This is a genomic window from Actinoplanes cyaneus, assembly GCF_016862095.1.
Lineage (GTDB): Bacteria > Actinomycetota > Actinomycetes > Mycobacteriales > Micromonosporaceae > Actinoplanes > Actinoplanes cyaneus.
In genome coordinates this window covers 191,057-216,358 of the sequence record NZ_BOMH01000016.1, presented here as the reverse complement: position 1 = coordinate 216,358, position 25,302 = coordinate 191,057, and the positions used below count along the sequence as shown (strand labels likewise).

22 protein-coding genes are annotated in these 25,302 nt (G+C 70.6%); 7 read left to right on the top strand and 15 right to left on the bottom strand.

The genetic code is table 11. The features are described from left to right. Positions 1 to 24 precede the first annotated feature (24 nt). On the bottom strand, positions 25 to 555 hold the full coding sequence (locus Acy02nite_RS10820) for a DUF6912 family protein (RefSeq protein ID WP_203739814.1): 531 nt from the start codon (positions 553 to 555) through the stop codon (positions 25 to 27). Positions 556 to 693: 138 nt separating this feature from the next. On the opposite strand from Acy02nite_RS10820, the gene Acy02nite_RS10815 reads away from it, so the two are divergent. Further along, positions 694 to 921: a helix-turn-helix domain-containing protein gene (locus Acy02nite_RS10815; protein WP_203739888.1), complete on the top strand. Its 228-nt coding sequence runs from the start codon at positions 694 to 696 to the stop codon at positions 919 to 921. 683 nt (positions 922 to 1,604) lie between these two features. Beyond that, a complete protein-coding gene (locus Acy02nite_RS47600) occupies positions 1,605 to 1,985 on the top strand; it encodes an Rv3235 family protein (protein WP_203739813.1) in 381 nt (126 codons plus the stop codon). A gap of 374 nt (positions 1,986 to 2,359) precedes the next feature. On the opposite strand, the gene secA is transcribed toward Acy02nite_RS47600, so the two are convergent. Continuing rightward, positions 2,360 to 5,272 (bottom strand): preprotein translocase subunit SecA, encoded by a 2,913-nt coding sequence (secA, locus tag Acy02nite_RS10805; protein ID WP_203739812.1) that lies wholly within the window; start codon positions 5,270 to 5,272, stop codon positions 2,360 to 2,362. Positions 5,273 to 5,456: 184 nt separating this feature from the next. Between secA and Acy02nite_RS10800 the strand changes: the two genes are divergently transcribed. Beyond that, the gene (locus Acy02nite_RS10800; RefSeq protein ID WP_203739811.1) at positions 5,457 to 6,548 is read left to right on the top strand and encodes a GNAT family N-acetyltransferase; all 1,092 of its coding nucleotides are present in this window, start codon (positions 5,457 to 5,459) and stop codon (positions 6,546 to 6,548) included. Here Acy02nite_RS10800 and hpf read toward each other — a convergent pair. The 13 genes from hpf to nfi all read right to left on the bottom strand — a co-directional run bounded on the left by hpf (position 6,532) and on the right by nfi (position 20,528). After that, positions 6,532 to 7,149 carry a ribosome hibernation-promoting factor, HPF/YfiA family gene (gene hpf, locus Acy02nite_RS10795; protein WP_203739810.1) on the bottom strand — a complete coding sequence of 206 codons (618 nt, stop codon included), beginning with the start codon at positions 7,147 to 7,149 and terminating at the stop codon, positions 6,532 to 6,534. The genes Acy02nite_RS10800 and hpf overlap by 17 nt on opposite strands. A 286-nt stretch (positions 7,150 to 7,435) precedes the next feature. Beyond that, positions 7,436 to 8,155, bottom strand: coding sequence for a ComF family protein (locus Acy02nite_RS10790; RefSeq protein WP_203739809.1), 720 nt, complete (start codon positions 8,153 to 8,155; stop codon positions 7,436 to 7,438). Next, positions 8,152 to 9,987, bottom strand: coding sequence for an LpqB family beta-propeller domain-containing protein (locus tag Acy02nite_RS10785; RefSeq protein WP_203739808.1), 1,836 nt, complete (start codon positions 9,985 to 9,987; stop codon positions 8,152 to 8,154). The genes Acy02nite_RS10790 and Acy02nite_RS10785 overlap by 4 nt, the downstream gene beginning before the upstream one ends. Continuing rightward, complete coding sequence (gene mtrB / locus Acy02nite_RS10780) at positions 9,987 to 11,633, bottom strand: MtrAB system histidine kinase MtrB (RefSeq protein WP_203739807.1); 1,647 nt, start codon at positions 11,631 to 11,633, stop codon at positions 9,987 to 9,989. The genes Acy02nite_RS10785 and mtrB overlap by 1 nt, the downstream gene beginning before the upstream one ends. Positions 11,634 to 11,662: 29 nt before the next feature. Beyond that, entirely contained in the window at positions 11,663 to 12,352 is a 690-nt protein-coding gene (gene mtrA / locus Acy02nite_RS10775; RefSeq protein WP_014688036.1) for an MtrAB system response regulator MtrA, read from the bottom strand. 186 nt (positions 12,353 to 12,538) lie between these two features. Further along, on the bottom strand, positions 12,539 to 12,742 hold the full coding sequence (locus Acy02nite_RS10770) for a DUF397 domain-containing protein (protein ID WP_203739806.1): 204 nt from the start codon (positions 12,740 to 12,742) through the stop codon (positions 12,539 to 12,541). 53 nt (positions 12,743 to 12,795) lie between these two features. Next, complete coding sequence (locus tag Acy02nite_RS10765) at positions 12,796 to 13,644, bottom strand: helix-turn-helix domain-containing protein (RefSeq protein WP_203739805.1); 849 nt, start codon at positions 13,642 to 13,644, stop codon at positions 12,796 to 12,798. A gap of 1,086 nt (positions 13,645 to 14,730) precedes the next feature. Beyond that, positions 14,731 to 15,915 carry a mannose-6-phosphate isomerase, class I gene (gene manA, locus Acy02nite_RS10760; RefSeq protein WP_425548122.1) on the bottom strand — a complete coding sequence of 395 codons (1,185 nt, stop codon included), beginning with the start codon at positions 15,913 to 15,915 and terminating at the stop codon, positions 14,731 to 14,733. 19 nt (positions 15,916 to 15,934) lie between these two features. After that, positions 15,935 to 16,897 carry a cation diffusion facilitator family transporter gene (locus Acy02nite_RS10755; RefSeq protein ID WP_203739804.1) on the bottom strand — a complete coding sequence of 321 codons (963 nt, stop codon included), beginning with the start codon at positions 16,895 to 16,897 and terminating at the stop codon, positions 15,935 to 15,937. Beyond that, positions 16,894 to 18,117 (bottom strand): SIS domain-containing protein, encoded by a 1,224-nt coding sequence (locus tag Acy02nite_RS10750; RefSeq protein ID WP_203739803.1) that lies wholly within the window; start codon positions 18,115 to 18,117, stop codon positions 16,894 to 16,896. The genes Acy02nite_RS10755 and Acy02nite_RS10750 overlap by 4 nt, the downstream gene beginning before the upstream one ends. Further along, complete coding sequence (locus Acy02nite_RS10745; RefSeq protein WP_203739802.1) at positions 18,117 to 18,314, bottom strand: Trm112 family protein; 198 nt, start codon at positions 18,312 to 18,314, stop codon at positions 18,117 to 18,119. The genes Acy02nite_RS10750 and Acy02nite_RS10745 overlap by 1 nt, the downstream gene beginning before the upstream one ends. An 80-nt stretch (positions 18,315 to 18,394) precedes the next feature. Next, positions 18,395 to 19,774, bottom strand: a complete 1,380-nt coding sequence (locus tag Acy02nite_RS10740; RefSeq protein ID WP_203739801.1) for a phosphomannomutase/phosphoglucomutase — start codon at positions 19,772 to 19,774, stop codon at positions 18,395 to 18,397. 88 nt (positions 19,775 to 19,862) lie between these two features. Then, positions 19,863 to 20,528, bottom strand: a complete 666-nt coding sequence (gene nfi / locus Acy02nite_RS10735) for a deoxyribonuclease V (RefSeq protein ID WP_203739800.1) — start codon at positions 20,526 to 20,528, stop codon at positions 19,863 to 19,865. Positions 20,529 to 20,588: 60 nt separating this feature from the next. On the opposite strand from nfi, the gene Acy02nite_RS10730 reads away from it, so the two are divergent. From Acy02nite_RS10730 to Acy02nite_RS10715, 4 genes are all read left to right on the top strand, one after another. Then, entirely contained in the window at positions 20,589 to 21,854 is a 1,266-nt protein-coding gene (locus Acy02nite_RS10730; RefSeq protein WP_203739799.1) for a GAF domain-containing protein, read from the top strand. A gap of 32 nt (positions 21,855 to 21,886) precedes the next feature. Continuing rightward, positions 21,887 to 23,410 carry an aldehyde dehydrogenase gene (gene adh / locus Acy02nite_RS10725; RefSeq protein ID WP_203739798.1) on the top strand — a complete coding sequence of 508 codons (1,524 nt, stop codon included), beginning with the start codon at positions 21,887 to 21,889 and terminating at the stop codon, positions 23,408 to 23,410. A gap of 48 nt (positions 23,411 to 23,458) precedes the next feature. Then, entirely contained in the window at positions 23,459 to 23,833 is a 375-nt protein-coding gene (locus tag Acy02nite_RS10720) for a DUF779 domain-containing protein (protein ID WP_203739797.1), read from the top strand. Positions 23,834 to 24,368: 535 nt separating this feature from the next. After that, a complete protein-coding gene (locus tag Acy02nite_RS10715) occupies positions 24,369 to 25,232 on the top strand; it encodes a polysaccharide deacetylase family protein (protein ID WP_203739796.1) in 864 nt (287 codons plus the stop codon). Positions 25,233 to 25,302: the final 70 nt, after the last annotated feature.

Here is a 25,302-nt window from a genome sequence, read left to right as displayed (position 1 = left end):
GATTCGGGTCTTCCGGACCGCCGGTCAGAGCAGCTCGTCGAGTTCGGAGACGGCGTACCACTCCAGCTCGTGGTCCTCGGCGCCGTCGACGGTGAACTGCGCGTCGGGATCGCCGGCCAGCGCCTCGGTCACCACGTCCGCGGCGGCGGCGACTGCCTCGGCCGCCTCGGCGCCGTCCACGTGAATGCTCGCCACCTGCGCCAACTGGATCGGCTCGGGCAGCCGGACGGTGCTCGAGCCCAGCTCGACGTCCTCCCGGACCAGCGCCGCCGCCGGCACGTCAGCGGAGACGACCACGCGGCGGCGAGGAGCGGCGGCGTCGTGGCGGAGCAGCTCCAGGGCACCCTGCGCGGCTCGGGTGAAGGCCACGTACTCCAACTCCTCCTCGTCGCCCTCCGCATACCACTCGCGGAGCGCGGGGGTGACCGCGTGCGCCTCCGTCGCCCCGTCGCCGAGCCGGCCCTCCGCCCGCAGGGCCGCCAGCATCGGCACGGTGGCCGGCACGTAAACCCGGATCAGCTCGGTGATCGGCACGTTCTCCTCCAGCTTCGACATCCCGGTCAGTACACCGCCGCGGCGGGCCGGGAGAGGCCCATTCCACCAGGCGTCTCCGGATCGGGGTCACCCGGGATGATGTCGACGGTAAACGGTGGCAAACTGCAGCTGCCGTAACGAACGAGAGTGGGGGCCAGCGTGGAGGGCCGATTCCTGTTGTTGTCCGACGTGGCGGCCGAGCTGAACGTCTCGGACTCGCAGGTCTATCACATGGTGCGCAGCGGCGAGCTGCCCGCCATCAAGATCGGTGGCCGCGGTCAGTGGCGGGTCGAGCGGGCCAAGCTGGAGGAATACATCCAGGGGAAGTACGCGGAGACCGCCGTCTGGGTCCGGGAGAACCCGATGTCCGAGCGCGAGCCGGACTGATCCCGTAAGGCGGCTTTTGCGCCTCTTCCCGGATATCCGGCCCGGCGTTGACGGTCACTTGTGGACGCGAGCAGACTGAGGCAGTCACAAGCAAACGGAGGCAAACGCAAGGATCGGTGGTCTAAGTGCGGTCGTCGACCGACATCGCGCCTGCCGGGTCCCGCACGGCGATTCGCCTGCGCCCCGTCCCGCGGTATGAACCCCCGTTCGACGACGAGCTGGCGCCTCAGCTCTGGTCGTCGGCACAGCAGCTGGCCCTCGACTGGTCGCAGCCGCCACCTTCCGGTGAGGTGGGTGGTCGAGGCGGGTCTGATCCGGCCAGTGGGCTGGGTGCCGCCGGGTCGGCCGGGGCCCACGCCGGGCCGACCGGGCCGGCCGGGGCCCACGCCGGGCCGACTCGCCACGGCAAGCCGGACCCGCACGACGGGCTGGATTCCCGCGATAGCGGCGCTCGCCACGGTGGGTCGCCTTCCCGGAGCGGGGTTCTCGCCCGGGACGGATCCGCTCCGCCGGGCCGGCGTGCCGCAGGCGAAACTCGCGCGGCCGGGACCGGTGTGGGCCGGACCGGCGCGGGCGGGAGCGGCCCGGGCGGTAAAGCGTGCCGGGGAGGGCCGGGCTGCCGGAAGAGGAGCGACGGCGCGGCCTGTGAGGCATGCGGGAGCGGCCCGGGAACGGCGGCGCCGGTGGTGGTGGCCGGGGCTTCCGGGGACGCCCGGCTGGCCGTGAAGCGGTTCGTGCAGATCTGCGTCGAGGTGCTCAACGGGCATCGGCCGGCGACTCACCTGCGGCGGCTGTCGATGCCCGCGGAGGCCGCCGAGGTCGTCGCGCAGGGTCTCGCCGGCGCTCGGCGAGTCGCTGACATGCGACGTCCGCGCCGGCCCGGGGAGCGGCGTCATCAGCGTCCCGGGCCGGTGGCGGTGCTCCGGGTCCGTCTCTGCGAGCCACGGCCCGGTGCGGTCGAGGTCGCGGTCGCCCTGATCACCGGGGAGCGGACGTGGGCCATGGCCTTGCGACTCGAGCTGCACAACCAGGCGTGGGCCGCCACGACTCTCCGCCTTCTCTGATCCGGCGCGCGCTCCGCCGGCGACCAGCACCCGCCGGCTCCCCCGATCCCAAGCCACGCGCGGCTGCGGGACGGCACAGCAGGCGCCGCAGCGGCAGTTCGGGAGCGGGAGCGGCAGAGCAGGCGTGGTCCGGCAGCGACGAGCATGCGCCGGCTCAGCAGCGGCAGAGCACGCACGCTCCGGCAACGGCAGCGCACACGCGGCTGAACAGCGGCACAGCACGCACGGCTCAGCGGCGGCGGACGGAGGGGCAGGGCAGGCCCCGGGGCGCCCGGTGAGCGACACGGGCGGCGGGCGTTCCGGGTTCCATCACGGGAACGGCCCGGGCGCCGGCAAGAAGCCGGCACCCGGGCCGTGTCGTCGGACGCCTGGGATCAGGCGGCGCCGCCGGGGGCGCCGTGGCAGCGCTTGTACTTCTTGCCGGAGCCGCAGTAGCACGGCGCGTTGCGGGACGGCCCGTTCGACTCGGACTCCTTCGCCGCGTGACGGCCGGCGCTGGTGTGGGCCGGGTTGGCCGGGATCGGCGAGCTGCCCGGGACGAACGCGGACGGCACCTCCGGCTGCTGGTTGATCACCGGGCTGCCGGCGCCGGCCTCACCGTCGATCGCGGGCGCGGTGTACTGCAGGTTCTGCGGGCGGTTGCCGCCGCCGAGCCCCTTGGCGCGCACCTCGACGTGCTCGTGCGGTTCCCCGACCGGCTCGTCGTCCGGCACCTCGCCGACCTTGGGCAGCTCGAACGCCTGTGACGGGTCGAGCGTGAGAGCGGGCTGCTGCTCCTCGACCTGGACCTCCAGGTTGAAGACGAAGCCGACCGCCTCCTCCTTGATGCCCTCCATCATCGCGTTGAACATGTCGAAGCCCTCGCGCATGTACTCGACCACCGGGTCGCGCTGCGCGTACGCCCGCAGGCTGATGCCTTCCTGCAGGTAGTCCATCTCGTAGAGGTGCTCGCGCCACTTGCGGTCGATCACCGCGAGCAGCACCTGCCGCTCCAGCTCACGGACCGCCTCGGAGCCGAGCTCCTCCTCACGGGCCGCGTACGCCGCCTGGGCGTCCTGCTTGAGCTGCTCGATCAGGAACTCCTGGTCGATCGAGTTGCGCTCGCCGCCGGACTGCTCGATCACGTCCTCGATGGTGAGGGTGACCGGGAAGAGGCGGCGCAGGTTGGTCCAGAGCTGCTCGAGGTCCCAGTCCTCCGCGTAGCCGTCGGAGGTGGCAACCGTGACGACGTCCGTGATGACGTCGCCGATCATGTGAGTGACCTGGTCGTGCATGTCCTCGCCGTCGAGCACGCGCTTGCGCTCGGCGTAGACGACCTGGCGCTGCTTGTTCATGACCTCGTCGTACTTCAGCACGTTCTTGCGGATCTCGGCGTTCTGCGCCTCGATCTGGGTCTGCGCGCTGCGGATCTGCCGGGTCACCATCTTGGACTCGATCGGCACGTCCTCGGGGATGTTGAACCGCTCCATGACGGCCTCGACCGCGCCGGCCCGGAACCGCTTCATCAGGTCGTCCTGCAGCGACAGGTAGAACCGGGACTCGCCCGGGTCGCCCTGCCGGCCGGAGCGGCCGCGGAGCTGGTTGTCGATGCGCCGGGAGTCGTGCCGCTCGGTGCCCAGGACGTAGAGACCGCCGGCGGCCTGGACCTCGGCCTGCTCGGCGTCGCAGGCCTCCTTGACGATCGGGAGCACCTCCTCGAGGGCCTTCGCGTACTCCTCCGGGTTCTCCGCCGGGTCGAGCCCGCGCTGGGCCAGCTCCTGCGCGGCGAGGAAGTCCGGGTTGCCGCCGAGCAGGATGTCGGTGCCACGGCCGGCCATGTTGGTGGCGACCGTGACCGCGCCCTTGCGGCCGGCCTGCGCGATGATCGTGGCCTCCTGCGCGTGGAACTTCGCGTTCAGCACGCTGTGCGGGATGCCGCGGCGGCGCAGCAGGGTGGAGAGAATCTCCGAGTTCTCCACCGAGACGGTGCCGACCAGGACGGGCTGGCCGATGGCGTGCCGCTCGGCGATGTCCTCGATGACCGCGTTGAACTTGGCCTTCTCGGTCTTGTAGATGACGTCCGGCCGGTCGAGGCGGATCATCGGGCGGTGCGTCGGGATGGACACGACGCCGACCTTGTAGACGCTGTTGAACTCGCCGGCCTCGGTCTGCGCCGTACCGGTCATGCCGCCCAGCTTGTTGTAGAGCCGGAAGTAGTTCTGCAGGGTGACGGTCGCCAGGGTCTGGTTCTCCTGCTTGACCTCCACCCCCTCCTTCGCCTCGATGGCCTGGTGCATGCCCTCGTTGTAGCGGCGGCCGTGCAGGATGCGGCCGGTGAACTCGTCGACGATCAGGACCTCGCCCTCGGGGCTGACGATGTAGTCCTTGTCGCGCCGGTACAGCTCCTTGGCCTTGATGGCGTTGTTCAGGTACCCGACGAGCGGGGTGTTCACCGACTCGTACAGGTTGTCGATGCCGAGCCGGTCCTCGACCTTGGCGACGCCGCGCTCGGTGACCGCGACGGTGCGCTTGGCCTCGTCGACCTCGTAGTCGCCGGCGCCGTCCTTGCCCTTCTCCAGCCGCTTGACGATGGCGGCGAACTCCCCGTACCACCTCTGGGAGTGCTCGGCGGGGCCGGAGATGATCAGCGGGGTGCGCGCCTCGTCGATGAGGATCGAGTCCACCTCGTCGACGATCGCGAAGTTGTGACCGCGCTGCACCAGCTCGTCCTTCGACCACGCCATGTTGTCGCGCAGGTAGTCGAAGCCGAACTCGTTGTTCGTCCCGTAGGTGATGTCGCACTGGTAGGCGGCGCGGTGCTCGGCGGCCGGCCGGTTCGGCAGGATCACGCCGACGGTCAGGCCGAGGAAGACGTGCACCCGGCCGACCCACTCGGCGTCACGCTGGGCCAGGTAGTCGTTGACGGTGATGATGTGCACGCCCTCGCCGCTCAGGGCGTTGAGATAGGCGGGGAACACACCGGTCAGGGTCTTGCCCTCACCGGTCTTCATCTCCGGGATGTTGCCGAAGTGCAGCGCGGCGCCGCCCATCAGCTGAACGTCGTACGCCCGCTGGCCGAGCACCCGCTTGGCGCCCTCACGGGCCACGGCGAACGCCTCCGGCAGCAGCGAGTCGAGCGACTCGCCGTCCTGATACCGCTGCTTGAACTGCTCGGTGCACTCCCGCAGCTCGTCATCGGTGAGGTCGACGTAGTCATCCTCGATCGAGTTGACCGCGTCCGCGATCGCCTTGAGCCGGCGTACCATGCGGCCTTCGCCGGCACGGAGGATCTTTTCCAATATCGACACGGGTCAGCGCTCCCCTAGACAGTCTGCCGAACCATCGTAGGCACCTTCTCCGGAAGCCTGTGACCCGAGCCTCCCAGCAACCTCACAAAAAGGAGTAAACGGGGCAGGAAGTTCGCTGACAGCGCAGTTGACGACCGTTTGCAACCTGTTTGGCGGCCGGGCGAGTCTGAGACAGGATGGCCCGGTGGATCAGCACAACGGGGTTGGGCTGCGAGCCTTCGGCCCGCAGGACGAGGCGGCTTTCGCCGCGACACGCGACGACCGCCAGGGCCGCCGGTTCCTTCCGCTCATCCCGGGCACGACCAGCGATTACACGTACGCCATAACGGCCGCCGGCGCGGACCACCCGGCCGGCGGCATCGAGCTGAGCCACCTCCTGCCCGGGCGAGGCGCGGCCGAGGCCCGGTTCTGGGTCGGGCCGCACGCGCGTCGGCGCGGCATCGCGACCGCCGCCCTGCGGACCCTCAGTGAGCGTGTCTTCAGCGGCGCGCCGGGGATGCCCCGCCTGCAGCGGGTGGAACTTCTCGTCCATCAGGACAATCCGGTCGCCCAGCGGGTCGCGCTGGCGGCCGGTTACACACGCGAGGGCGAGCGGCGTGGCGTGCTGCCGGCAGCGGGCGGCGGCCTCGTCGACGCGCTGGTCTACGCCCGGCTGGCCGGTGACTCCGGCGAGCCGGCCGAGCGGCTGCTGCCCGACCTGCCCGGCGGTGAGCTGACCGACGGCGTGGTGACGCTGCGCCCGCTCGGTGAGGACGACCTGGCGTTCTACACCGAGTTGCACCATCAGCCGGACGTGGTGGCGACCAGCGTGCCACCGGCACCGATGCCGCTGGAGAGACTCCGGCAGCGGTGCGCCCACGCCGCCGCGGCCTGGCTCGCCGGCACCCGGGCCGACCTGGTGATCGTCGACACCGCGACGGGCGTCCGGGCCGGCGAGATCGGGCTGTATTACCAGGAGCCGCCGACCGGCCAGGCGATGATCGGGTACAGCATGCTGCCGGCTTTCCGCGGGCGCGGCCTCACCACTCGCGCCGCGCAGTTGCTGGCGCTGTGGGTCTTCGCCGAGACCGGTGTCGCGCGCCTGATCGCCGGCACGCTGCCGGAGAACGTGGGGTCGCAGCGGGTGCTGGAGAAAGCCGGATTCCGGCGGGAGGCATACCTGCGCTCCCGGCTGCCCGGCATGGCCGGCACCCGCAACGACGACGTCCAGTTCGTGTTGCTCGCCGAAGACCTGCTCGCGCAGGCCTCCGGCGGGAAACTCACCCAGCCAGGCTGAGGATTCCGTAGTCGTAGCCACGACGGCGATAGACGACGCTGGGGCGGCCGCTCTCCTTGTCGTGGAACAGGTAGAAGTCGTGGCCCACGAGTTCCATCTGGAAGAGCGCGTCGTCGACGGTCATCGGCTCGCCGGAGTGCTCTTTCTCGCGCACGATGCGCCATGGCTGGCCGTCCTCGTGCTCGACCAGTTCCTCGGCCTCTGGCTCGGCGGTCAGCGTGGCGGCGCCACCCCTGGTCAGGTCGGTGGGGAGGTTCGCGGTGGCGGCGGCGACCGAAACTGGCGCGTGCCGTCCGCGGTGGACGCGGCGCCGGTCGGCGGAGCGGCGCAACCGGGCGTCCAGTTTGCTGAAGGCGCAGTCCAGAGCTGCGTAGAAATCCTGTGCCTGAGCCTCGGCGCGAACCACCGGACCCTTGGTCAGGACGGTGATCTCGACACGCTGACAGGTGTCGGACTGGCGCGGATTGCGCTCGTGGAACAACTCGACGTCGACTCGGATCAGCTTCTGGTCGTAACGCTCGACCTTGCTCAGCTTCTCGGCGACATGCTCTCGGTAGTGGTCGGGAACCTCTACGTTGCGGCCCTTGACGACAATGTCCACTCGTGACCTCCCCCAACGTTGATCTTTGGGGCGCCGGATGCGGCGCATCGTGATGCTTGAGAAGGACGCCGCGCACCTGGAAGAGACACGGAAGAGGCGCGGCAGACGTGGGTGAGACGACTCCTTTCCGGTACGGCGGAAAGCGCTGTTCCCGGTGGTGGGTAAGTTGATGAACCCTACCCTCGTCACCTAGACGCTAACCTGCCGATCCCTGCGAGTCACCCCTCGTTGGGGATACCGGATGGCTGACGTTCGCCTCTATCGGCGCACGCAGGCTTGACTGCAGTCAAATTCCCGGGCGGTTTCGGCGAAGTTGTGTCGCTGCCAGTACCGCGGCGCCCGTGACCTGCATGTCCGCCTCCTCTAGACGACGTACCGCGGCGGCCAGCGTGGCCCCGGTGGTGACGATGTCGTCCGCTATCACCAGCGTGCCTCGCATCGCGTCGCCGCGCCGCGGATTGCCGATTCGGGCCGGATTGATTCGCAGGGAATTGACAGCCGCTGTCGACCTTGCGGCAGCGTCCAGTGACGTCGAGTCAGGCTTGGCCAGGGCCCGCAGCGGATGCCCGACCCGGGCCGTCCAGCCGGCGGCACGCAGCCGGTGCGCGGCGTGCGTGCTCAGGCGCGTCATGTGGTCGCCGTAGCGCTCCCGCCGGGCCGCCCTGGTGGACGGGATCGGGACGATCAGCACCGGGCGGTCACGGGGCACGATCGCCGCCACGGCGCCGGCGAGCAGCGCGCCGAGCGGTCCGGCGAGACGATGACGGCCCTTCTCCTTGTACGCCAGCAGGGCCCCGCGCAGCGCGCCCGCATACGGCCCGACCGCCACGCAGGGCGGGAAGCCCCGCGGCGGTGGGCTCGGCGACGACCAGGCCGGTCGCAGCCCCTCCAGCTCGGCCACGCAGGCCGGGCAGGCGCCGTGCCGCAGCCGGGTCCGCTCGGCGCCGCAGCCCGCGCAGGCACTCGGCAGCACCAGGTCGGCGAGTTCCCCGAAAAGGTCCGTCATTCCAGATAGAAGGGTGCCGTGGGCACGAGGTTGCCGGGCGCCTGCGACGCGGTCACGCCGGCCAGCTTGTCCGGGCTGATCTCCTGCGCCGTGGAGAGCATCTGCCACGCTTTGCCCGTGTAGAGGTAGGAGACGGCCACCGCGGTCCGGCTCGGCCGCAGCGGGTTCGCCGGGTAGGAGGCCAGCGACTCGACCGGCTTGTCACCGAGGTCGCCCAGCCGCACGTTCTGCAGCGCGCCGTCGATCGACACGTCCAGGATCGTGGTCCGGTTGTCCGCGGCCCGGATGCCACCCACGATCAGCGAGTCCTCGCTGTTGAAGCTCACCGCGGTCACCGTCAGCAGCCCGGCCGGCCGCAACTGCTGCGGAGCGCCGAGCGCCGGCGTGTCCCCGTTCATGGTCAGCGACGCGCGGAACAGCCTGCCGTCCACCACCAGGACCACCCGCCGGCCGTCCGGCGCCACCGCGATCGCGCTGATCCTCGCGCCGGGGCCGCTCCACGGGATCGGCTGGGCGCGGCTCTCCGCCGGGGCGAACGAGAACAGCTTGCCGTCCGCCGTGATCAGGCCGACCGCGCCATCGAGCTTGTTCGGGTCCATGATCGCCCAGGTGGGCGTGCCGAGGGTGCCGGACAGCCCGCTGATCGGCTGCAGCTGGGCGAGCGCGTCGGTGCCGGCGGCGGCCACCTTCAGCACGTCGGCCGACTTGCCGCTGCCGGTCACCACTGCCGCGTAGGTGTTCACGGCCGAGGAGGCCATCGCGGCCCGGCGGATGTCCTTGTTCTGCTCCGGCACGAGCACCGGAGGCTGGGCGGTCGCCTTGGCCGACTCGGAGATCCGCCGGATCCGGCTGTCGTAGATCGCGAACGCCTCGGGATCGGTGGTGAGCCGGGACGCCAGGTTGCTCGTGTGGTAGTCGTCACCGGAGTACGACCCGGCTTCCTGGTGGCCGAACTTCAGATCCAGCTGGGTGCTCCCGGACAGGAACGGCCGCAGTGACCACTGCAGTTGCCGGCGCAGCCGGTCCAGTGCCAGGGCGGTGTCCGTCGCCGGCAGCCCCTGCGTGTTCAGCGTGATCGAGAGCTTGCCCTCCCTGATCTCGGGCACCTTGCCGATCAGCGTGGTGCCGTCGGCCAAGTCGGCGGCCGAGAGCCACGGCGCCGGGCCGTTCACCAGCCAGTTCATCACCGTGGTGGGCCGCTGCTCGGCCGGGGTCCGATCCGGCATGTAGCGGACGTCCGGCACCAGACTGGTGTAGTCGGTGTTCCAGAAGTAGATCGTGTGTTCCTGGTAGTAGTTCCGCAGCGCGTCGACACTGATCAGCAGCACCGGCGGCGCGTCGGCGACGAAGTAGCCGGACTGGCCCGCCACCTGGACGACCCTGATGTCGTACGTGCCCGGCCGGGCCTCGCTGGCCGGCTCCAGCAGGCCGAACTTGTCCAGCGTGCCGACCTGCTCGTAGGAGAGCTGCACGACGTCGCTGCCCTGGTTCCACAACGGTGGGGCGGTCAGGCGGATCACCGCCAGGTCAGCGCCCTTGGGCTCGAACCGATGCTTTGCGCCGTCGGTCATGAACGTGCGCATCCGGTCGGCCGCCGAGTCCAGGTCACCGGCCGCGACCTTCAGATAGTTCTCCACGAAGGCCACCCGCTCGGAGGCGGCGTCCCGGGAGATCTCGCCCGGATCGTGCTCGACGCCCGAGGTGATCCCGGGTGAGGGGCCGGCGCCGACCACTGTCACCCCGGACTCGTCGGGAATCCCGCAGGCGCCGGTCACCAGCGCCAGCAGCGCGACGACGGCCGGCAGGGCAATCGGCCGGGCGTGACGGATCATCAGCTCACCTCCGCTGTCCGGTCCCGGGGGATCAGCGGCAGCGGGGCGGCGACCAGCCGGTCCCCGGCCCGGATCGGCAGCGTCAGCCGGAACTGGGCACCCTCACCGGGCGCGCCCCACGCCTCCAGCCAGCCGCCGTGCAACCGGGCATCCTCCGCGCTGATCGACAGGCCCAGCCCGGTGCCGCCGGTCTGCCGGGCCCGGGACGGATCGGCCCGCCAGAAGCGGTTGAAGACCAGGCGTTCCTCACCGGGCTTGAGACCGATGCCGTGGTCGCGCACGGTGATCGCGACCGCCGCGTCGTCGGCCGCCATGGTGATCTGCACCGGCCTCGCCTCGCCGTGCTCGACCGCGTTGCCGACCAGGTTCCGCACCACCCGCTCGACCCGGCGCGCGTCGACCTCGGCGATCACCGGGCTCTCCGGGAGGTGCAGCTCCAGCTCGACGCCCACCCGCTCGGCCAGGCCGGTGAGCCGTTCCGCGACCCGCTCCACGACGGGGACCAGGTCGGTGTGCTCGGAATCCAGCGCGGCGAACCCGGCGTCGAACCGGCTGATCTCCAGCAGGTCGGTGAGCAGGCCCTCGAACCGGTCCAGCTCGGCCTGCAGCAGCTCGGCGCTGCGCGCCACGGCCGGGTCGAACTCCTCGCGCTCCGAGAAGATCAGGTCGGCGGCCATCCGTACCGTGGTCAGCGGGGTGCGCAGCTCGTGCGACACGTCAGAGGTGAAGCGCCGCTGCAGGCGGGACATCTCCTCCAGCCGGACGATCTGCCGCTGCAGGTTCGCCGCCATCTGGTTGAACGCGGCCGCGAGCAGGGCCAGGTCGTCCTCGCCGTCCACCTTCATCCGCTGGTCCAGCAGACCCGCCGAGAGGCGCTGGGCGGTCCGCGCGGCCACCCGCACCGGGGTCACCACCAACCGGGTGACCAGGCCGGCCACCACGCCCAGCAGGACCACCAGGGCCAGACCGGTGACCAGCACGGTGGTACGGATCTGGTTGGCGGCGCGGTCCTCGGTGGTCAGCGGGACGGCGTAGTAGAGCTCGACGTGGCCGAACTTGGTCTGCACGGGCGACCCGTACACCAGGTATTTCGTCGCGTGGCCGTTGACGTGGACGGTGCGGATCTGCCGGGCCACCCGGGCGTCGGACGCCACCGTGCCGATCATCGACTTGGTGATCAGGTCGTCGGTGCCGACCGGCCCCACGGTCGTCGGACGGATCTCCGGGAACTGCTCCGCGCGCAGCGACACCACGGTGTCGCTGTCGCCGGCCTGATCACCGTCGGAGAGCTCGTTGACCGTCTCGAGGATCGTGGCGGAGATCTCCGGATCGTAAGCCTGCGGATGCACCCCGAGCTGATCGGAGGCCCAGAGCACCTTGCGTTGCAGGGATGCGGAGACCTCGTCCTGCGCACGGTCCAGCAGGATATTGGCGCTGCGGTCGGCGATGAACCAGCCGAACGTGCCCACCAGCAGGCTCGACGCGACCAGGGTCAGCGTGACGACGCGGACCTGGAGCGAGCGCCGCCAGGAACGGCGCACCGGCGCGCTGTAACGCTCCAGCCGGTGCGCGACCACGCGCCAGCCACGCCGCACCACCCGGAGGACGCGGCGCACAGGTTCGGGAAGCCAGGCCGGAGCGCGCATAACGCGGCAACATTAGCCGCTCGCGGCGATCAGCCGGTGCCCGCCTTGTAGCCGACACCACGGACCGTCAGGATGATCTCCGGTCGCTCCGGGTCGGGTTCGATCTTCGCCCGCAGTCGCTGAACGTGCACGTTGACCAGCCGGGTGTCGGCCGCGTGCCGGTAACCCCAGACCTGCTCGAGCAGCACCTCGCGGGTGAACACCTGGCGCGGCTTGCGGGCCAGGGCCACCAGCAGGTCGAACTCGAGCGGGGTGAGCTTGACCTCTTCGCCGTCCCGCGACACGGTGTGCGCCGGCACGTCGATGGTGATCTGGTTGCCGGGCGGGCCGATGGTGAGCATCTCCGGCGCGGCGTCCTCGCCCCGGCGCAGGCGTGCCCGCATCCGGGCGACCAGCTCCTTGGGCTTGAACGGCTTCACCACGTAGTCGTCGGCGCCGGACTCCAGGCCGAGCACCACGTCGACGGTGTCGCTCTTCGCGGTGAGCATCACGATCGGGATGCCGGACTCGGCACGGATCGCACGCGCGACGTCGATGCCGCTCATCCCGGGCAGCATCAGGTCCAGCAGAACGATGTCCGGGCGATTCTCCCGGAAAGCGGCGAGCGCGCGTTCGCCGTCCGCCACGAACGAGGGCAGGAATCCCTCACTGCGCAGGACGATGCCGAGCATCTCGGCCAACGCGGGATCGTCGTCGACGACCAGTACCCGGGCTCTCATGCGGTCCAATATTGCACTGTCCTCCCGGCCCCCGCGCTACCCGGGGGGGCGATCTTGCCCGGCAGCCTACGCGAAAGGACACCTCTCCCAGAAGGCCGTGAACGCCCGGAAGCGCTGGGTGAGGACATGAAAACGGGCGGTCCCGGACCGGGACCGCCCGTGGCGCGCACCAGCGGGATACGGCTGTTACGCGCCGGGCCGGTCGAACTCGCCCGCACGGACTCCGCTGAGGAATCCGGTCCAGTCCTGCGTGCCGAAGCTCAGCACCGGGCCGGTGGCGTCCTTGGAGTCGCGCACCAGAACCGCTGCCGAAGTGTTGGCCACCTCGACACAATGCCCAGCAGCGCCACTCCGGCTGCTCTTACGCCAAGTGGTCGTGGCGTCCTGCATGGTTTCTCCCCTTCCAATGGAAATGCAGCTCCATTGGACCTCACCGTGAGGCCTCACCGAGTCAAACGATCCCTCGTCTCAGCGATGACCGTTCGGCTCTCTTCTTTCGACAAAGCGCGTTCGCGCAGGTCATCAAAGGCGTCTCGGTACACCTCGATGTCCTCCGGCTTCACCCGGAAGTGACCGCCTGTCAACCCTTCGGAGTGCACGACCGGGTTACGTGTCCCGTCCGGGAACTCGAGCACCAGGAACGACTCGGTCAGGCCGGCGTGCGCCCCGGACGCGAACGGCAGGATCTGAACCTCGACGCCGGGCTGGACGGTGGCGTCGTACAGCCGGGTCAGCTGCCGGGCCAGCACCTCCCGGCCACCCACGGCACGCAGCAGCACGCCCTCGTCCAGGACGACCCGCAGCGTCGCCGGTGGTTCCCGGGTGAAGACGCGCTGGCGGTCCATCCGCACGTTGACCCGGCGCTCGACCACCTCGTCGTCACCGATCCCGGCGCCGGTCTCGATCACGGCGCGCGCGTACTCACCGGTCTGCAGCAGGCCCGGCATGACCTGCGCCTCCCACTGCGAGATCGAGATCGCCTCACCTTCGAGGGCGAGGTACTCGTCGTACGGATCGGTGACGAACGACCGGTACTGCGTCCACCAGGCCCGGGCACGGCCGCGTTTGGCCAGGTCGCGGAGGCGCCCGCGATCCTCGACGCGCACGCCGTAGAGGGTGAGCAGACGGTCCAGGTCCGTCTCGGTGATCCCGGTGTGCGCCGTCTCGATCCGGCTCAGCTTCGACTCCGACCAGCCCAGCGCGGTAGCCACGTCCACCGCCCGGCGCTCGCCACGGAGCCGGCGCAATTCGCCGCCGAGGTCCCGGCGCGCTGTCGATGTCGGCCTCGCCACGCAGCCACCATATCGGCGTATCAATGGCCGATTGCAACTTGCAGTGCGACTCCGTATGGAAAGCGTGCGGCTTGTCGGTTCCCGCACTTCGCTGTCGCCGCGCGATTCCGCACCGATGACGGCGGTCGTCCCGCGTGGCAGAAACCCGGTTTCCGCAATCGGTGCGCAGGTGAGGGGCTTGATACGTGCCCAGTCGCCCTTCTCATGACCCAATCACGGCGCTGCGATCGGGCTCGACGGGCGGACGGGTCACGTGACGGGATCGTCATCCGTACAGGTGACCAGTCGGCTCGGGCGCGTCGCCGGGGCATGACGGCACAGAGACGAGATTCGTCATACTTGGTCCTTGGAAAGCACCTTTATCCGCATTCGGTGCCGCCGGAGCCGGTAAACGCGCCCGGGGCAGGCGCCGTGATGCGTGCCGACGGGTGGTGCCGCCGGAGCGGCGCCCCTCGCAGATCCGCCGGCCGCCGTCCGCAATGACGCGGATCCGGCCTCGGGAACACGCTGACGGCCGGAACCGGAAGGGAGACACGACGAGCTGCCGAACGGCACGGAGCCTATTCGGGAACGAACTCCGAAAGGTCGGCGATGAAGAGGCGTGCGGACGCGCACCGGCTCGGTTCAACCCGATTCTCGACCCGCCTGGAAACGGGCCACGAAATCGCACATCGAGCACTGAAGCGCCCATTCGGCGACGGCCGGTCACGGTGGCGGGCCGCAGGGGGCCGGAATAGCGAACGGGGCGACAGGTCGAAACCCGCCGCCCCGTTCATCCCCCCGGTTTGGTACCGCGCGCGCCCGTGGGACCCCCCGATCACCAATGACGCTGCGTGGTTATAGATTCACACTCCGCACATGCCATGTCAAGTTATTTCCAGAAATTTCGGGCACGGCGCGTCCGGATTCGCTCACCCAGCGCGACAAACCTCGAACACCGCCCCGCCGACGGCGCAGCTCTCCGTCAGACGATCACTGCCGGGCGGACGACCCGGCCGGGCCCACGCGAGGCCTTGGGGCGGCTTGTGCCCGGCCCCGACAGCCATGGCCGGGCACCGTGGCCAGGCACCCGTGGCCGGGCAGAGGTCAAGCCGGGACAGCGGCGACGAAGAGCGTCCCCAGCCCCGCGGCGGTCAGCACCCCGGCCTCCGCCGGCGCGTACGCCGCCGTCCCCGGCCCGAGCGAGACCGGAGTCCCGTGGTCCTCACCGAGGTGCACGTCCCCGGCGGCGGCGAGCAGGATCCGCGGCCCGCTCCCCGGGAGCCGCACCGGCGGCCGGTTCTCGACGAGCTCGACCCGGTACAGCTCGAAGTCCCGCACCGGCACCCGCCACGAGGTCACCCCGGGCGCGATCTCGGCCCCGTGCAGCAGCGGATCGTCGAGCGTCTCGAAGCGCAGCACGTTGAGCAGCTCGTCCACGTCCACCCGCTTGGGCGTGAGGCCGCCGCGGAGCACGTTGTCGCTGGCCGCCATCAGCTCGACGCCGAGCCCGTGCAGGTAGGCGTGCAGGTTTCCGGCCGGCATCCAGATGGCCTCGCCGGGCGCCAGGTGCACCAGGTTGAGCAGCAGCGCCACCAGGACGCCGGGGTCGCCGGGGTAATGCCCGGCCAGGTCGATCGCCAGCCGGAACGACTCGGTGTGCGGGTGCGTGTCCCCGGCCCGGGACGCCGCGGCCACCACGGCGTCGATCAGCGCCGGGCGGTCGTCGGCGGGCCAGCTGAGCAGCAGGCGGACGGCCTCGGCCAGGTCACCGCCGCGCAGGGCGGTCACCACCGGCGCGAGCTGGGGCAGGTCGAGCTCGGCGAGGACCAGGGCGGACACCTCGGCCGGCCGGAAGCCGCAGAGCGCGTCGAACGGGGTGAGCGCGACGAGCATCTCCGGCTTGTGGTTCGCGTCGGTGTAGTTCTTCGGCAGGGACGGGTCGGCCTCCTGCCGGGCGAACGCCTCGGCGGCGTACTTCAGATCCGGATGTGCCTGCAAGGAGAGCGGCGCTCCAGCGGCGAGGACCTTCATCAGGTACGGCAGGCGGGCGCCGAATCGTTCGGCCACGCCGGAACCGAGCTGCCCGCCCGGGTCGCCGTCGATGAGGGTGGTCAGGGAGACCGGCCCGTCCGGGCCCGGAACTGTGGACGGGTCACCCGGGTGCGCGCCGAGCCACAGTTCCGCCTCCGGCCCCTCGGTGGGGGCGGGACGTCCCTGCAGCTCGGCGATCGCGGTCCGGGATCCCCAGGCATACGGCCGGATCACTCCGGTCAGCGGGTACACGGTCATACCCGGCAAATTAGCAGTGTCAGGCGATGGCGGGTGGCGCGGAGGGCACCGTCTCGTCGGCGGCCTCACGAGCACGGTAGATGTCCGGCTCGATGTAGATCACCCGGGCGATCGGGACCGCCTCGCGGATCCGCGACTCGGTCTCGTCGATGTGGTTGGCGACCTCGGCCGCGGTCTCCGACTTCGGCACCGCGATCTTCAGCCCGACCAGCAACTCCTCGGGGCCCAGGTGCAGCGTCTTCATGTGGATGATCCGCTCGATGCCCGCACCGGCGAGCACGGCCTGCTCGATCTTGGCCACCGTGTCCGGGTTGGCACCCTCGCCGAGCAGCAGGCTCTTGGTCTCCACCGCCAGGACGGCCGCGATCGCCACCAGCAGGATCCCGATCGCCGCCGTGCCGATGCCGTCCCACACACCGTCACCGGTGATCAGGGTCAGGCTCACGCCGAAGAGCGCGAGCACCAGGCCGACCAGGGCCCCGGCGTCCTCCAGGAGGACCACCGGCAGCTCGGGCGCCTTGGCCCGGCGCACGAAGTCCACCCACGAGGTCTTGCCACGGGTGTGGTTGGACTCGGTGATCGCGGTGTAGAACGAGTAGGACTCCAGGCCGATCGCCACGACCAGGACGGCGACCGGCACCCACTTCCACTCCGTGATCGGCTCGGGGTGCTGGATCTTGTGCCACGCCTCGTAGAGGGCGAACAGACCGCCGACACTGAACAGCACGATCGAGACGATGAACGCGTAGATGTAACGCTCACGCCCGTACCCGAAAGGGTGTTCGGGTGTCGCCTTCTTCTTCGCCTGCTTGCCGCCGACCAGCAGCAACAACTGGTTGCCGGAGTCGGCCACCGAGTGGATCGCCTCGGCCAGCATCGACGACGAGCCGGTCAGGAACCAGGCGCCGAACTTGGTTGCCGCAATTCCCAGGTTGGCGCTCAGCGCCGCGATGATCGCCTTGGTGCCGCCGCCGGCGCTCACTGCAGTCCCTCTGGCATCGGGTTGGACAGCTCCTTCATCTCACTGATGGCGGGCACGGCCATCGGGTCCAAGCCGTGCGCCAGGGCCAGGTACAACGACGCGAAGTCGGGCACCGCCACGAGGGAGGCGAGCCGCTCCAGCGCCGAACCGCCTTCGGCGGTAAGCACGTCGCAGCGTACGCCACGGCGATCGGCGAGGGTCTGGATGGCATCCGCCCGGCGCTCCTCGACCGCGACCGGCTCGTCGGCGTCGTCCTCCGGGTTGAGACCGCCGTCGCGCAGCACCACCAGGCGCAGCCGGGTGACCGCCTCGTCCTCGGAGTCCGGGTCGGCGAAGATGTCGCGGGAGCCCTCGGCCAGACCGCCGAAGACGCCGTCGAGCAGGCCCACCCGGCCGCGGCCGGCCTCGCCGAGCGCACCGGCCATCACCGGGTACCGGGCGTTCGCGGCGAGGGTGTCGCCGAAGCGGCGGGCCGCCACGGTGGCCAGCGGGGACGAACCCCAGACGATCGGCACCGAGCCGGCCAGGCCGAGCGCGAGCGACTTGGCCGGGTTGACGAACGAGTCGGCGCCGGGGCGGCAGCGCTCGGCGTCCGCGTCCAGCCGGGTCGCGGTCTCGGCGATGTCCGCCTCGGTGACCTTCACCAGGCCCAGCGCGCGGCCGGCGAACAGGACCGGCACGACCAGGCCCCAGAGGGTGGCACGGGCCGGGGCACGGCGCGGCACGCCGATGAACGGCGCACGGGCCCGCTCGGCCATGGCCTCGAGCTCGGAGTCCGGATTGCCGATGGCGACCAGGCGGGCGCCGCGCCGCGCCGCGGCCTCGGCGGCGGCCAGCGCCTCGGGGCTGCGGCCGGAGGCGGACACCGCGATCACCACGTCGGCCGCGCCCACCCAGCCGGGGATGCCGGCGCTGCGGTGCCCGATGATCGGGACCGGGCAGCGCGGGCCGGCGACGGTGGACAGGATGTTGCCGGTCAGGCCGGCGGTGCCGATGCCGGCGACCACGACGGCACGCGGGCGGCCCTCGTCGGCGAGCATGCTCAGGTCGACCTCGGCGGCCAGGGCCGCGGCCTCACGGACCTGGGCGCCGGCCGAGGCGGTGGCTCGCAGCATGCCGCCCGGGTCGTTGGCGAGCATCGACTTCTCGTCGTTGAGCAGCGACTCGTCGGCGACGCGGTGGCCGTTGACCCCGGACGCGCCCTCCAAGGGGTTCACCATCAGTTCTTCTCCTCCCCCGCGGCCTGCTGCGGCAAGCGCGCCTCGTCGAGGAGGAGGATCGGGATGTCGTCCCTGATCTCGAAGATCCGGCCGCACTCCGTGCACGTCAGCGTCTGGCCGCCGGCGTCGTAGTCGAGGGGCGCGTGATGGGTGTCCGGGCAGGCCAGGATATCCAGCAGCTGTGGATCGAGCGCCACCTTGTCTACTCCTTCGCCGAAACGGATGCAACGGACAACTCGCGCGGGCGGGAGCCCGCGCGAGCATGTCCCCGGCGATCCTATCCGCGAACGATGGCGAGCACGTCGTCCCTGAGCGAGGCCATCCGCGCGGCGTCCGGAGCCTCCACGTTCAGCCGCAGCAGCGGCTCGGTGTTGGACGCGCGCAGGTTGAACCAGGCCCCGTCCTCGAACGAGAAGGTCAGACCGTCCAGATCGTCCACCTGGGCGTCCGGGAACGCGGCCCGGACCTCGCGGCTCTTCTCGGCGGCGTCGGCCACCGTGGAGTTGATCTCACCCGAGGCGACGTACCGCTCGTACTCCGCGGCGAACTCGGAGAGCGGCAGCTCCTGCCCGCCGAGCGCGGCGAGCACGTGCATCGCGGCGAGCATGCCGGTGTCGGCGAACCAGAAGTCGCGGAAGTAGTAGTGCGCCGAGTGCTCGCCGCCGAAGACCGCGTTGCTCTGCGCCATCTCGGCCTTGATGAACGAGTGGCCGACGCGGCTGCGGATCGGCTTGCCGCCGTTCTCCAGGATGATCTCCGGGACCGCGGACGACGTGATCAGGTTGTGGATGATCGTGCTGCCCGGGAACTTGGCCAGCTCGCGGGCGGCGACCAGCGCGGTGACCGCGGACGGCGAGACCGGGTCGCCCTTCTCGTCGATCACGAAGCAGCGGTCCGCGTCGCCGTCGAAGGCCAGGCCGATGTCGGCGCCCTGCTCGCGCACCGCGTTCTGCAGGTCGACCAGGTTCTTCGGGTCCAGCGGGTTGGCCTCGTGGTTCGGGAACGAGCCGTCCAGCTCGAAGAAGAGCGGCACGATGGTCAGCGGCAGCGCGGTGAGGACCTGGTCGCCGAGCACGGCCGGGACGGTGTAGCCGCCCATGCCGTTGCCGGCGTCCACGATGACCTTGAGCGGGCGGATGCCACTGAGGTCGACCAGCGAGCGCAGGTGCGCGGCGTAATCGCCGAGCAGGTCCCGCTCCTCCACCCGGGACGGGCCGTCGGCCTCCGCGTTCAGGTCGCGCAGCAGCTGCTGCGCGCGCTGGCGGACCACCGCGAGACCGCTGTCCTGCCCGACCGGGCGGGCGCCGGAGCGGCACAGCTTGATCCCGTTGTACTGCGCCGGGTTGTGACTGGCGGTGAACATCGCGCCGGGCAGGCCCAGCGACCCGGAGGCGTAGTAGAGCTGGTCCGTCGAGGCCAGTCCGATGTTGATCACGGCCGCCCCGGCCGCGTTGACGCCGCGGGCGAACGCTGCGGCCAGGCCCGGGCCCGACTCGCGCATGTCGTGCGCGACGACGATCTGGTCGGGCTGATCGCCGGACTCGCGCAACATCTCGATGAACGCCGTGCCGATCGCCCGGGCCACCGGCTCGTTGAACTGGTCCGGGACCACCCCCCGGACGTCGTACGCCTTGATGATCTGGGACAGATCGAGCACCAGCTCACTCCTAATCGAATAAACCCCGTTTCGGCTGAGGCTATCGGAGCGTGGGGACCGGCAAGCTTTTATCCCCACCACCGCGCCCTCAGCGCAGAAGATCACGGCAGATCCGGTCCGCCGCACGGGTGGTCTCCGGCAGGCGGAACCGCCGTGCCAGTCGCAGTGTCAGCGCGCACGCGCCGTCCAGGTCGATCCGGTGCCCGGCCGAGACGAAGACCGGTTTCACGCCGTCCTGCGTGCGCAGCACCGCGCCGATCGTCTCGCCGGCGTCGACCAGCGCCGAGCGGCTCCCGCGCGCCTCGCCGACCGGCTCCCACTCCCCGATCAGCCGGGTCTTGCCGACCCCGAAGGACGGGAGATCGGTCAGCACGCCCAGGTGCGAGGCGAGCCCGAAGCGCCGTGGATGCGCCAGCCCGTGTCCGTCGCAGATCAGCACGTCCGGCCGCACGGTGAGCTTCTCCAGCGCCGCCATCAGCGCCGGGACTTCGCGGAAGGCGAACAGCCCCGGCACGTACGGGAAAGCGGGTCTGCCTTTGATCACCGCCGTGTCCCGCACCGAGAGGTCGGTGGCGTCCAGCACGACGACGGCCGCACCCAGCCGGTCGCCGGAGTCGTCGTAGGCCACGTCCAGCCCCGCCACCGTCGCCGGGGACGCCGGTCCGGGCTCGGTCACCACGCGGGCGCGCAGCCGGTCCTGCTCGGCAAGAGCCTCTTCTTCGGTACGCGGCCACGGCTGCACGGCCGTGAGCATAGAGGCTGTTGTCTCGATGCGTGACGCGCGTCACGATGGGTGGGTCTGGAGGTGCTGCCCGTGAATCCGTGGCTTGCCCTGACCCCCGGTGCCGATCCCGCCGAGCGGATCCGTCAGGTCGGACGCGCCCATGAACAGTTCTTGAACGAGCACAGTCTGGCGGGCGGCCTCCCCCCGGAGCGGATCCGCACGGTCGTCGCCGAGTCGTGGGCGCGGTCCGCGCGGTCGATCGGCGCCGACGCCACCGCCCCGATCGACCTCTGCGACGACGAGCTGGAGGCATACCGGCCGACGCACCCCCTGGCGCGGGTCATGCCGCTCTTCCGGGATCTGCTCGGCGGGCTGGCCGACGACGGCGATCACATCCTGGCGGTCTGCGACGCGCACGGGCGGCTGCTCTGGGTCGAGGGCCACGCGGGCACGCTGCGCGGGGCGGCGTCGATGAACTTCGTGCCCGGCGCCCGCTGGGACGAGGCGCACGCCGGCACGAACGCGCCGGGCACCGCGCTCGCCGTCGACCACGCGCTGCAGATCTTCGCGACCGAGCATTTCAGCCGCCCGGTGCAGCGGTGGACGTGCACCGCCGCCCCGATCCACGACCCGGCCGGACGGCTGCTCGGCGCGATCGACGTGACCGGTGGTGATCACCTGGCCAACCCGCACAGTCTGGCGCTCGTCCGGGCCACCGCGCTGGCCGCCGAGACGTACCTCCGCGGGCTCGAACCTCGCCGGGACTCCCCGGCGGTCACGGCGCTCGGCCGGGACGAGGCCTTTCTCGCCTCCGGAGAGGTCCGCAGGAGTCTCAAGAGACGCCACTCGGAACTGCTCGTCCTGCTCACGACGCACCCCGAGGGCCGGACAGGTGATCAACTGGGCTTCGACCTCTACGGCGACGACGTGAGCCCGGTGACCGTCCGGGCGGAGCTGTCCCGGCTGCGCAGGATCCTCGGCCCCGAGCTGCTCGAGTCGCGTCCCTATCGGCTGCGCACCCAGCCGACGACGGACTTCGGAACGCTGACGAGTGCCCTGGAGAACGGACAGGTCGCGTCGGCTCTCGCCGCCTACCCCGGCCCGCTGCTGCCGGCGAGTGACGCGCCCGGCATCGTCCGGCTCCGGCGCATGATCGACGACCGCCTGCGCGCCGCGATCCTGGGCACCGGTGACCGGCGCCTGTTGCAGACCTGGCTGAACTCCCCGTGGGGCGCCGAGGACCTGGAGATCTGGGAGGCCTACGCGCTGCTCGCCCCGAACGATCTGGTCGCCGCCCGCCGCGTCGCCGACCTGGCCGCCGAGTACGCGTGCAACGTCCATGCAACGTCGATGTAACTAACGTCCGCCTCAAACGAGGAGGCGAGACCGTGACCATCTACACCCCGCCCGGTTCCGACGGCGCCATCGTCAGCTACCAGTCCCGCTACGACCACTACATCGGCGGCGAGTACGTCCCGCCGGCCCGGGGGCAGTACTTCGAGAACCCCAGCCCGGTCAACGGTCAGGCCTTCACCGAGGTCGCCAGGGGCACCGAGGCCGACGTGGAGCGGGCGCTCGATGCGGCGCACGGCGCGGCCGGCGCCTGGGGCCGCACCTCCCCGGCCGAACGCGCCACCGTCCTCAACCGGATCGCCGACCGGATGGAGCAGAACCTGGAGAAGCTGGCCCTCGCCGAGGCCTGGGAGAACGGCAAGCCGATCCGGGAGACGCTCGCCGCCGACCTCCCGCTCGCGATCGATCACTTCCGCTACTTCGCGGGCTGTATCAGGGCCCAGGAGGGCAGCGCGGGCCAGATCGACGAGGACACCGTCGCCTACCACTTCCACGAGCCGCTCGGCGTGGTCGGCCAGATCATCCCGTGGAACTTCCCGATCCTGATGGCGGTCTGGAAGCTCGCGCCCGCCCTGGCCGCCGGCAACGCCGTCGTGCTCAAGCCGGCCGAGCAGACCCCGGCCTCGATCCACTACCTGTTCTCGCTGATCGGCGACCTGCTCCCGGCCGGCGTGGTGAACATCGTGAACGGCTTCGGCGTCGAGGCCGGCAAGCCGCTCGCTTCCTCGAACCGGGTCGCCAAGATCGCGTTCACCGGCGAGACCACGACCGGGCGGCTGATCATGCAGTACGCCTCGGAGAACCTGATCCCGGTCACGCTGGAGCTCGGCGGCAAGAGCCCGAACATCTTCTTCGACGACGTCAGCGGCGCCGACGACGACTTCTACGACAAGGCGCTCGAGGGCTTCTCGATGTTCGCGCTCAACCAGGGCGAGGTCTGCACCTGCCCGAGTCGTGCGCTGATCCAGCAGAGCCACTACCAGGACTTCCTGGCCGCGGGCGTGAAGCGGGTGGAGAACCTCAAGCAGGGCAACCCGCTGGACACCGACACGCAGGTCGGGGCGCAGGCCTCCAACGACCAGCTGGAGAAGATCCTGTCGTACCTGGACATCGGCCGGCAGGAGGGCGCGAAGGCGCTGACCGGCGGCGGGCGCGCGGACCTCGGCGGAGACCTCAACGGCGGCTACTACGTGCAGCCGACGATCTTCGAGGGCCGCAACGCGATGCGGATCTTCCAGGAGGAGATCTTCGGGCCGGTCGTCTCGGTCACCCCGTTCGCCGACTTCGACGACGCCATCAAGATCGCCAACGACTCGCTCTACGGCCTCGGGGCCGGAGTGTGGACGCGCGACATCAACAAGGCGTACCGGGCCGGACGCGCGATCAAGGCCGGACGCGTCTGGACCAACTGCTACCACCTGTACCCGGCGCACGCCGCGTTCGGCGGTTACAAGCAGTCCGGCATCGGCCGGGAGAACCACCGGATGATGCTCGACCACTACCAGCAGACGAAGAACCTGCTGGTCAGCTACTCCCCCAAGGCCATGGGGTTCTTCTAGAGATGGCCACGCTCCCCCGCGCCTCGCTCCGCCACGATGCGGCCGATCATGGCCACCAGGGTTGACGTGACTCCCGCGGCCGCCGGCCTCCTGCGGCGGCTCCGGGAGCAACACGGGCCGTTGATGTTCCACCAGTCCGGCGGCTGCTGCGACGGCAGCTCGCCGATGTGCTTCCCGGAGGGCGAGTTCCGCACCGGCCGCTCCGACGTGCTGCTCGAGTCCCTGGCCGTCGAGGGGGTGCCGGAGCCCGTCACGTTCTGGATGTCGGCCGCGCAGTTCGAGCTCTGGAAGCACACCCATCTGACCGTCGACGTCGTGCCCGGCCGCGGCGCCGGGTTCTCGCTGGAGGCGCCGGAGGGGGTGCGGTTCCTGATCCGCTCACGGTTGCTGACGGAGGAGGAGCTCGCTTCGCTTCGCCATTGACCCCCTTTGCCGTACGTCGTGACGACGCCCGTCACGACGTAAGGCCCTGTGCGTGTCCCCGCGCCGTCTCCCCGCCATCGGCTCCCGGCCGCGCCGCACGGCCCCGGCTGGTGCACACGGGTGCTTCGCGGGCCGGGAAACAACCCTGAGCACCAGCTCGAGCGGTCGGGCTGGTGCTCACGGCTGCGTCCGGCTCGGTGCTCATCTCGTACGGGCAAGGGGTGGATCTTCGATCCGTCGACCGCTTGCGAGACACGTGTCACACGACCGGCGAAGGATGGCACGCCCGCGCGGGTGAGCGGTGGAGTCGCGCGGCGGTTGCGGGCCGATACTCGGAGTGAAGACCGGTCGCACGCGCATTGCCATCAATTCGGGACATTTACGGTCATGCGTGCGGGGTGGCGCGAGTGTTGGAGGATACGACGACCGAAGCGAACATGTAGCGAAATCAGCGCGAAGGATGCTCATGGGACTTGGCGGACTGCCGATTCCCCAGGCATCCTCGTCAGTCGCCGATGATCTGGGGAGGTAATCGATGCGGCTGTCCCACACCCGGAAGGCCCTGTTGATCAGTATGTCGCTGGTCATGGCGGGACTTCTCGGCCAGGCGGCTGCCGCCCAGTCGTCCCACTCCGAGGCGGCCCCACCGGCAGCGATCGCACCCAGCACTGCCCCGGCCGCGAGCACGGCCCCGGCCCCGTCCGCCCCGGCGCCGACGACGCCGTCCGCACCACGCACCGAGAAGACCACCGTCCCCGGCAAGAGCAAGCCGAAGAAGCCCGCCGCGCGCACCGGCCCGGCCGGCAGCCTGCTCACCACCGGCGGCAAGGGCGTCGCGCTCACCTTCGACGACGGCCCCGACCCGGCCAACACCCCGGCGTTGCTCAACATGCTCGCCAAGCAGCACGTCAAGGCGACGTTCTGCCTGGTCGGCGAGAACGTGAAGAGCCACCCCGACCTGGTCCGCAAGATCGTGGCCGGTGGGCACGCCCTGTGCAACCACACCTGGAACCACGACCTGAAGCTCGGCAAGAAGAAGACCGCCGAGATCCGCGCCGACATGAAGCGGACGAACGACGCCATCCAGGCCGCCGTTCCCGGGGCGCAGATCAAGTACTTCCGTGCGCCCGGCGGCAACTTCACGCCGGACGTCGTGAAGGTCGCCAAGGAACTCGGCATGAAGTCGATCTACTGGAAGGTCGACCCGCGGGACTGGGAGCACGGGCGCGAGGAGTCCGACGGGGCGCACACCTCCCGGGTGATCAACTCGGTGAAGAAGCGGACCCACGCCGGGGCGATCGTGCTGTCGCACGACTATGCGCAGCCGGACACGATCAAGGCGTATGGGGTGCTGCTCCCGTGGCTGAAGAGCCGCTTCAAGCTGATCGCGCTGCCGTGACCGGCTCCGGGCCCATCCGGCGCTGACAGCGGCGCCACTCCCGGCCGGCTCTCCGGTGCGCCTTGTGAGT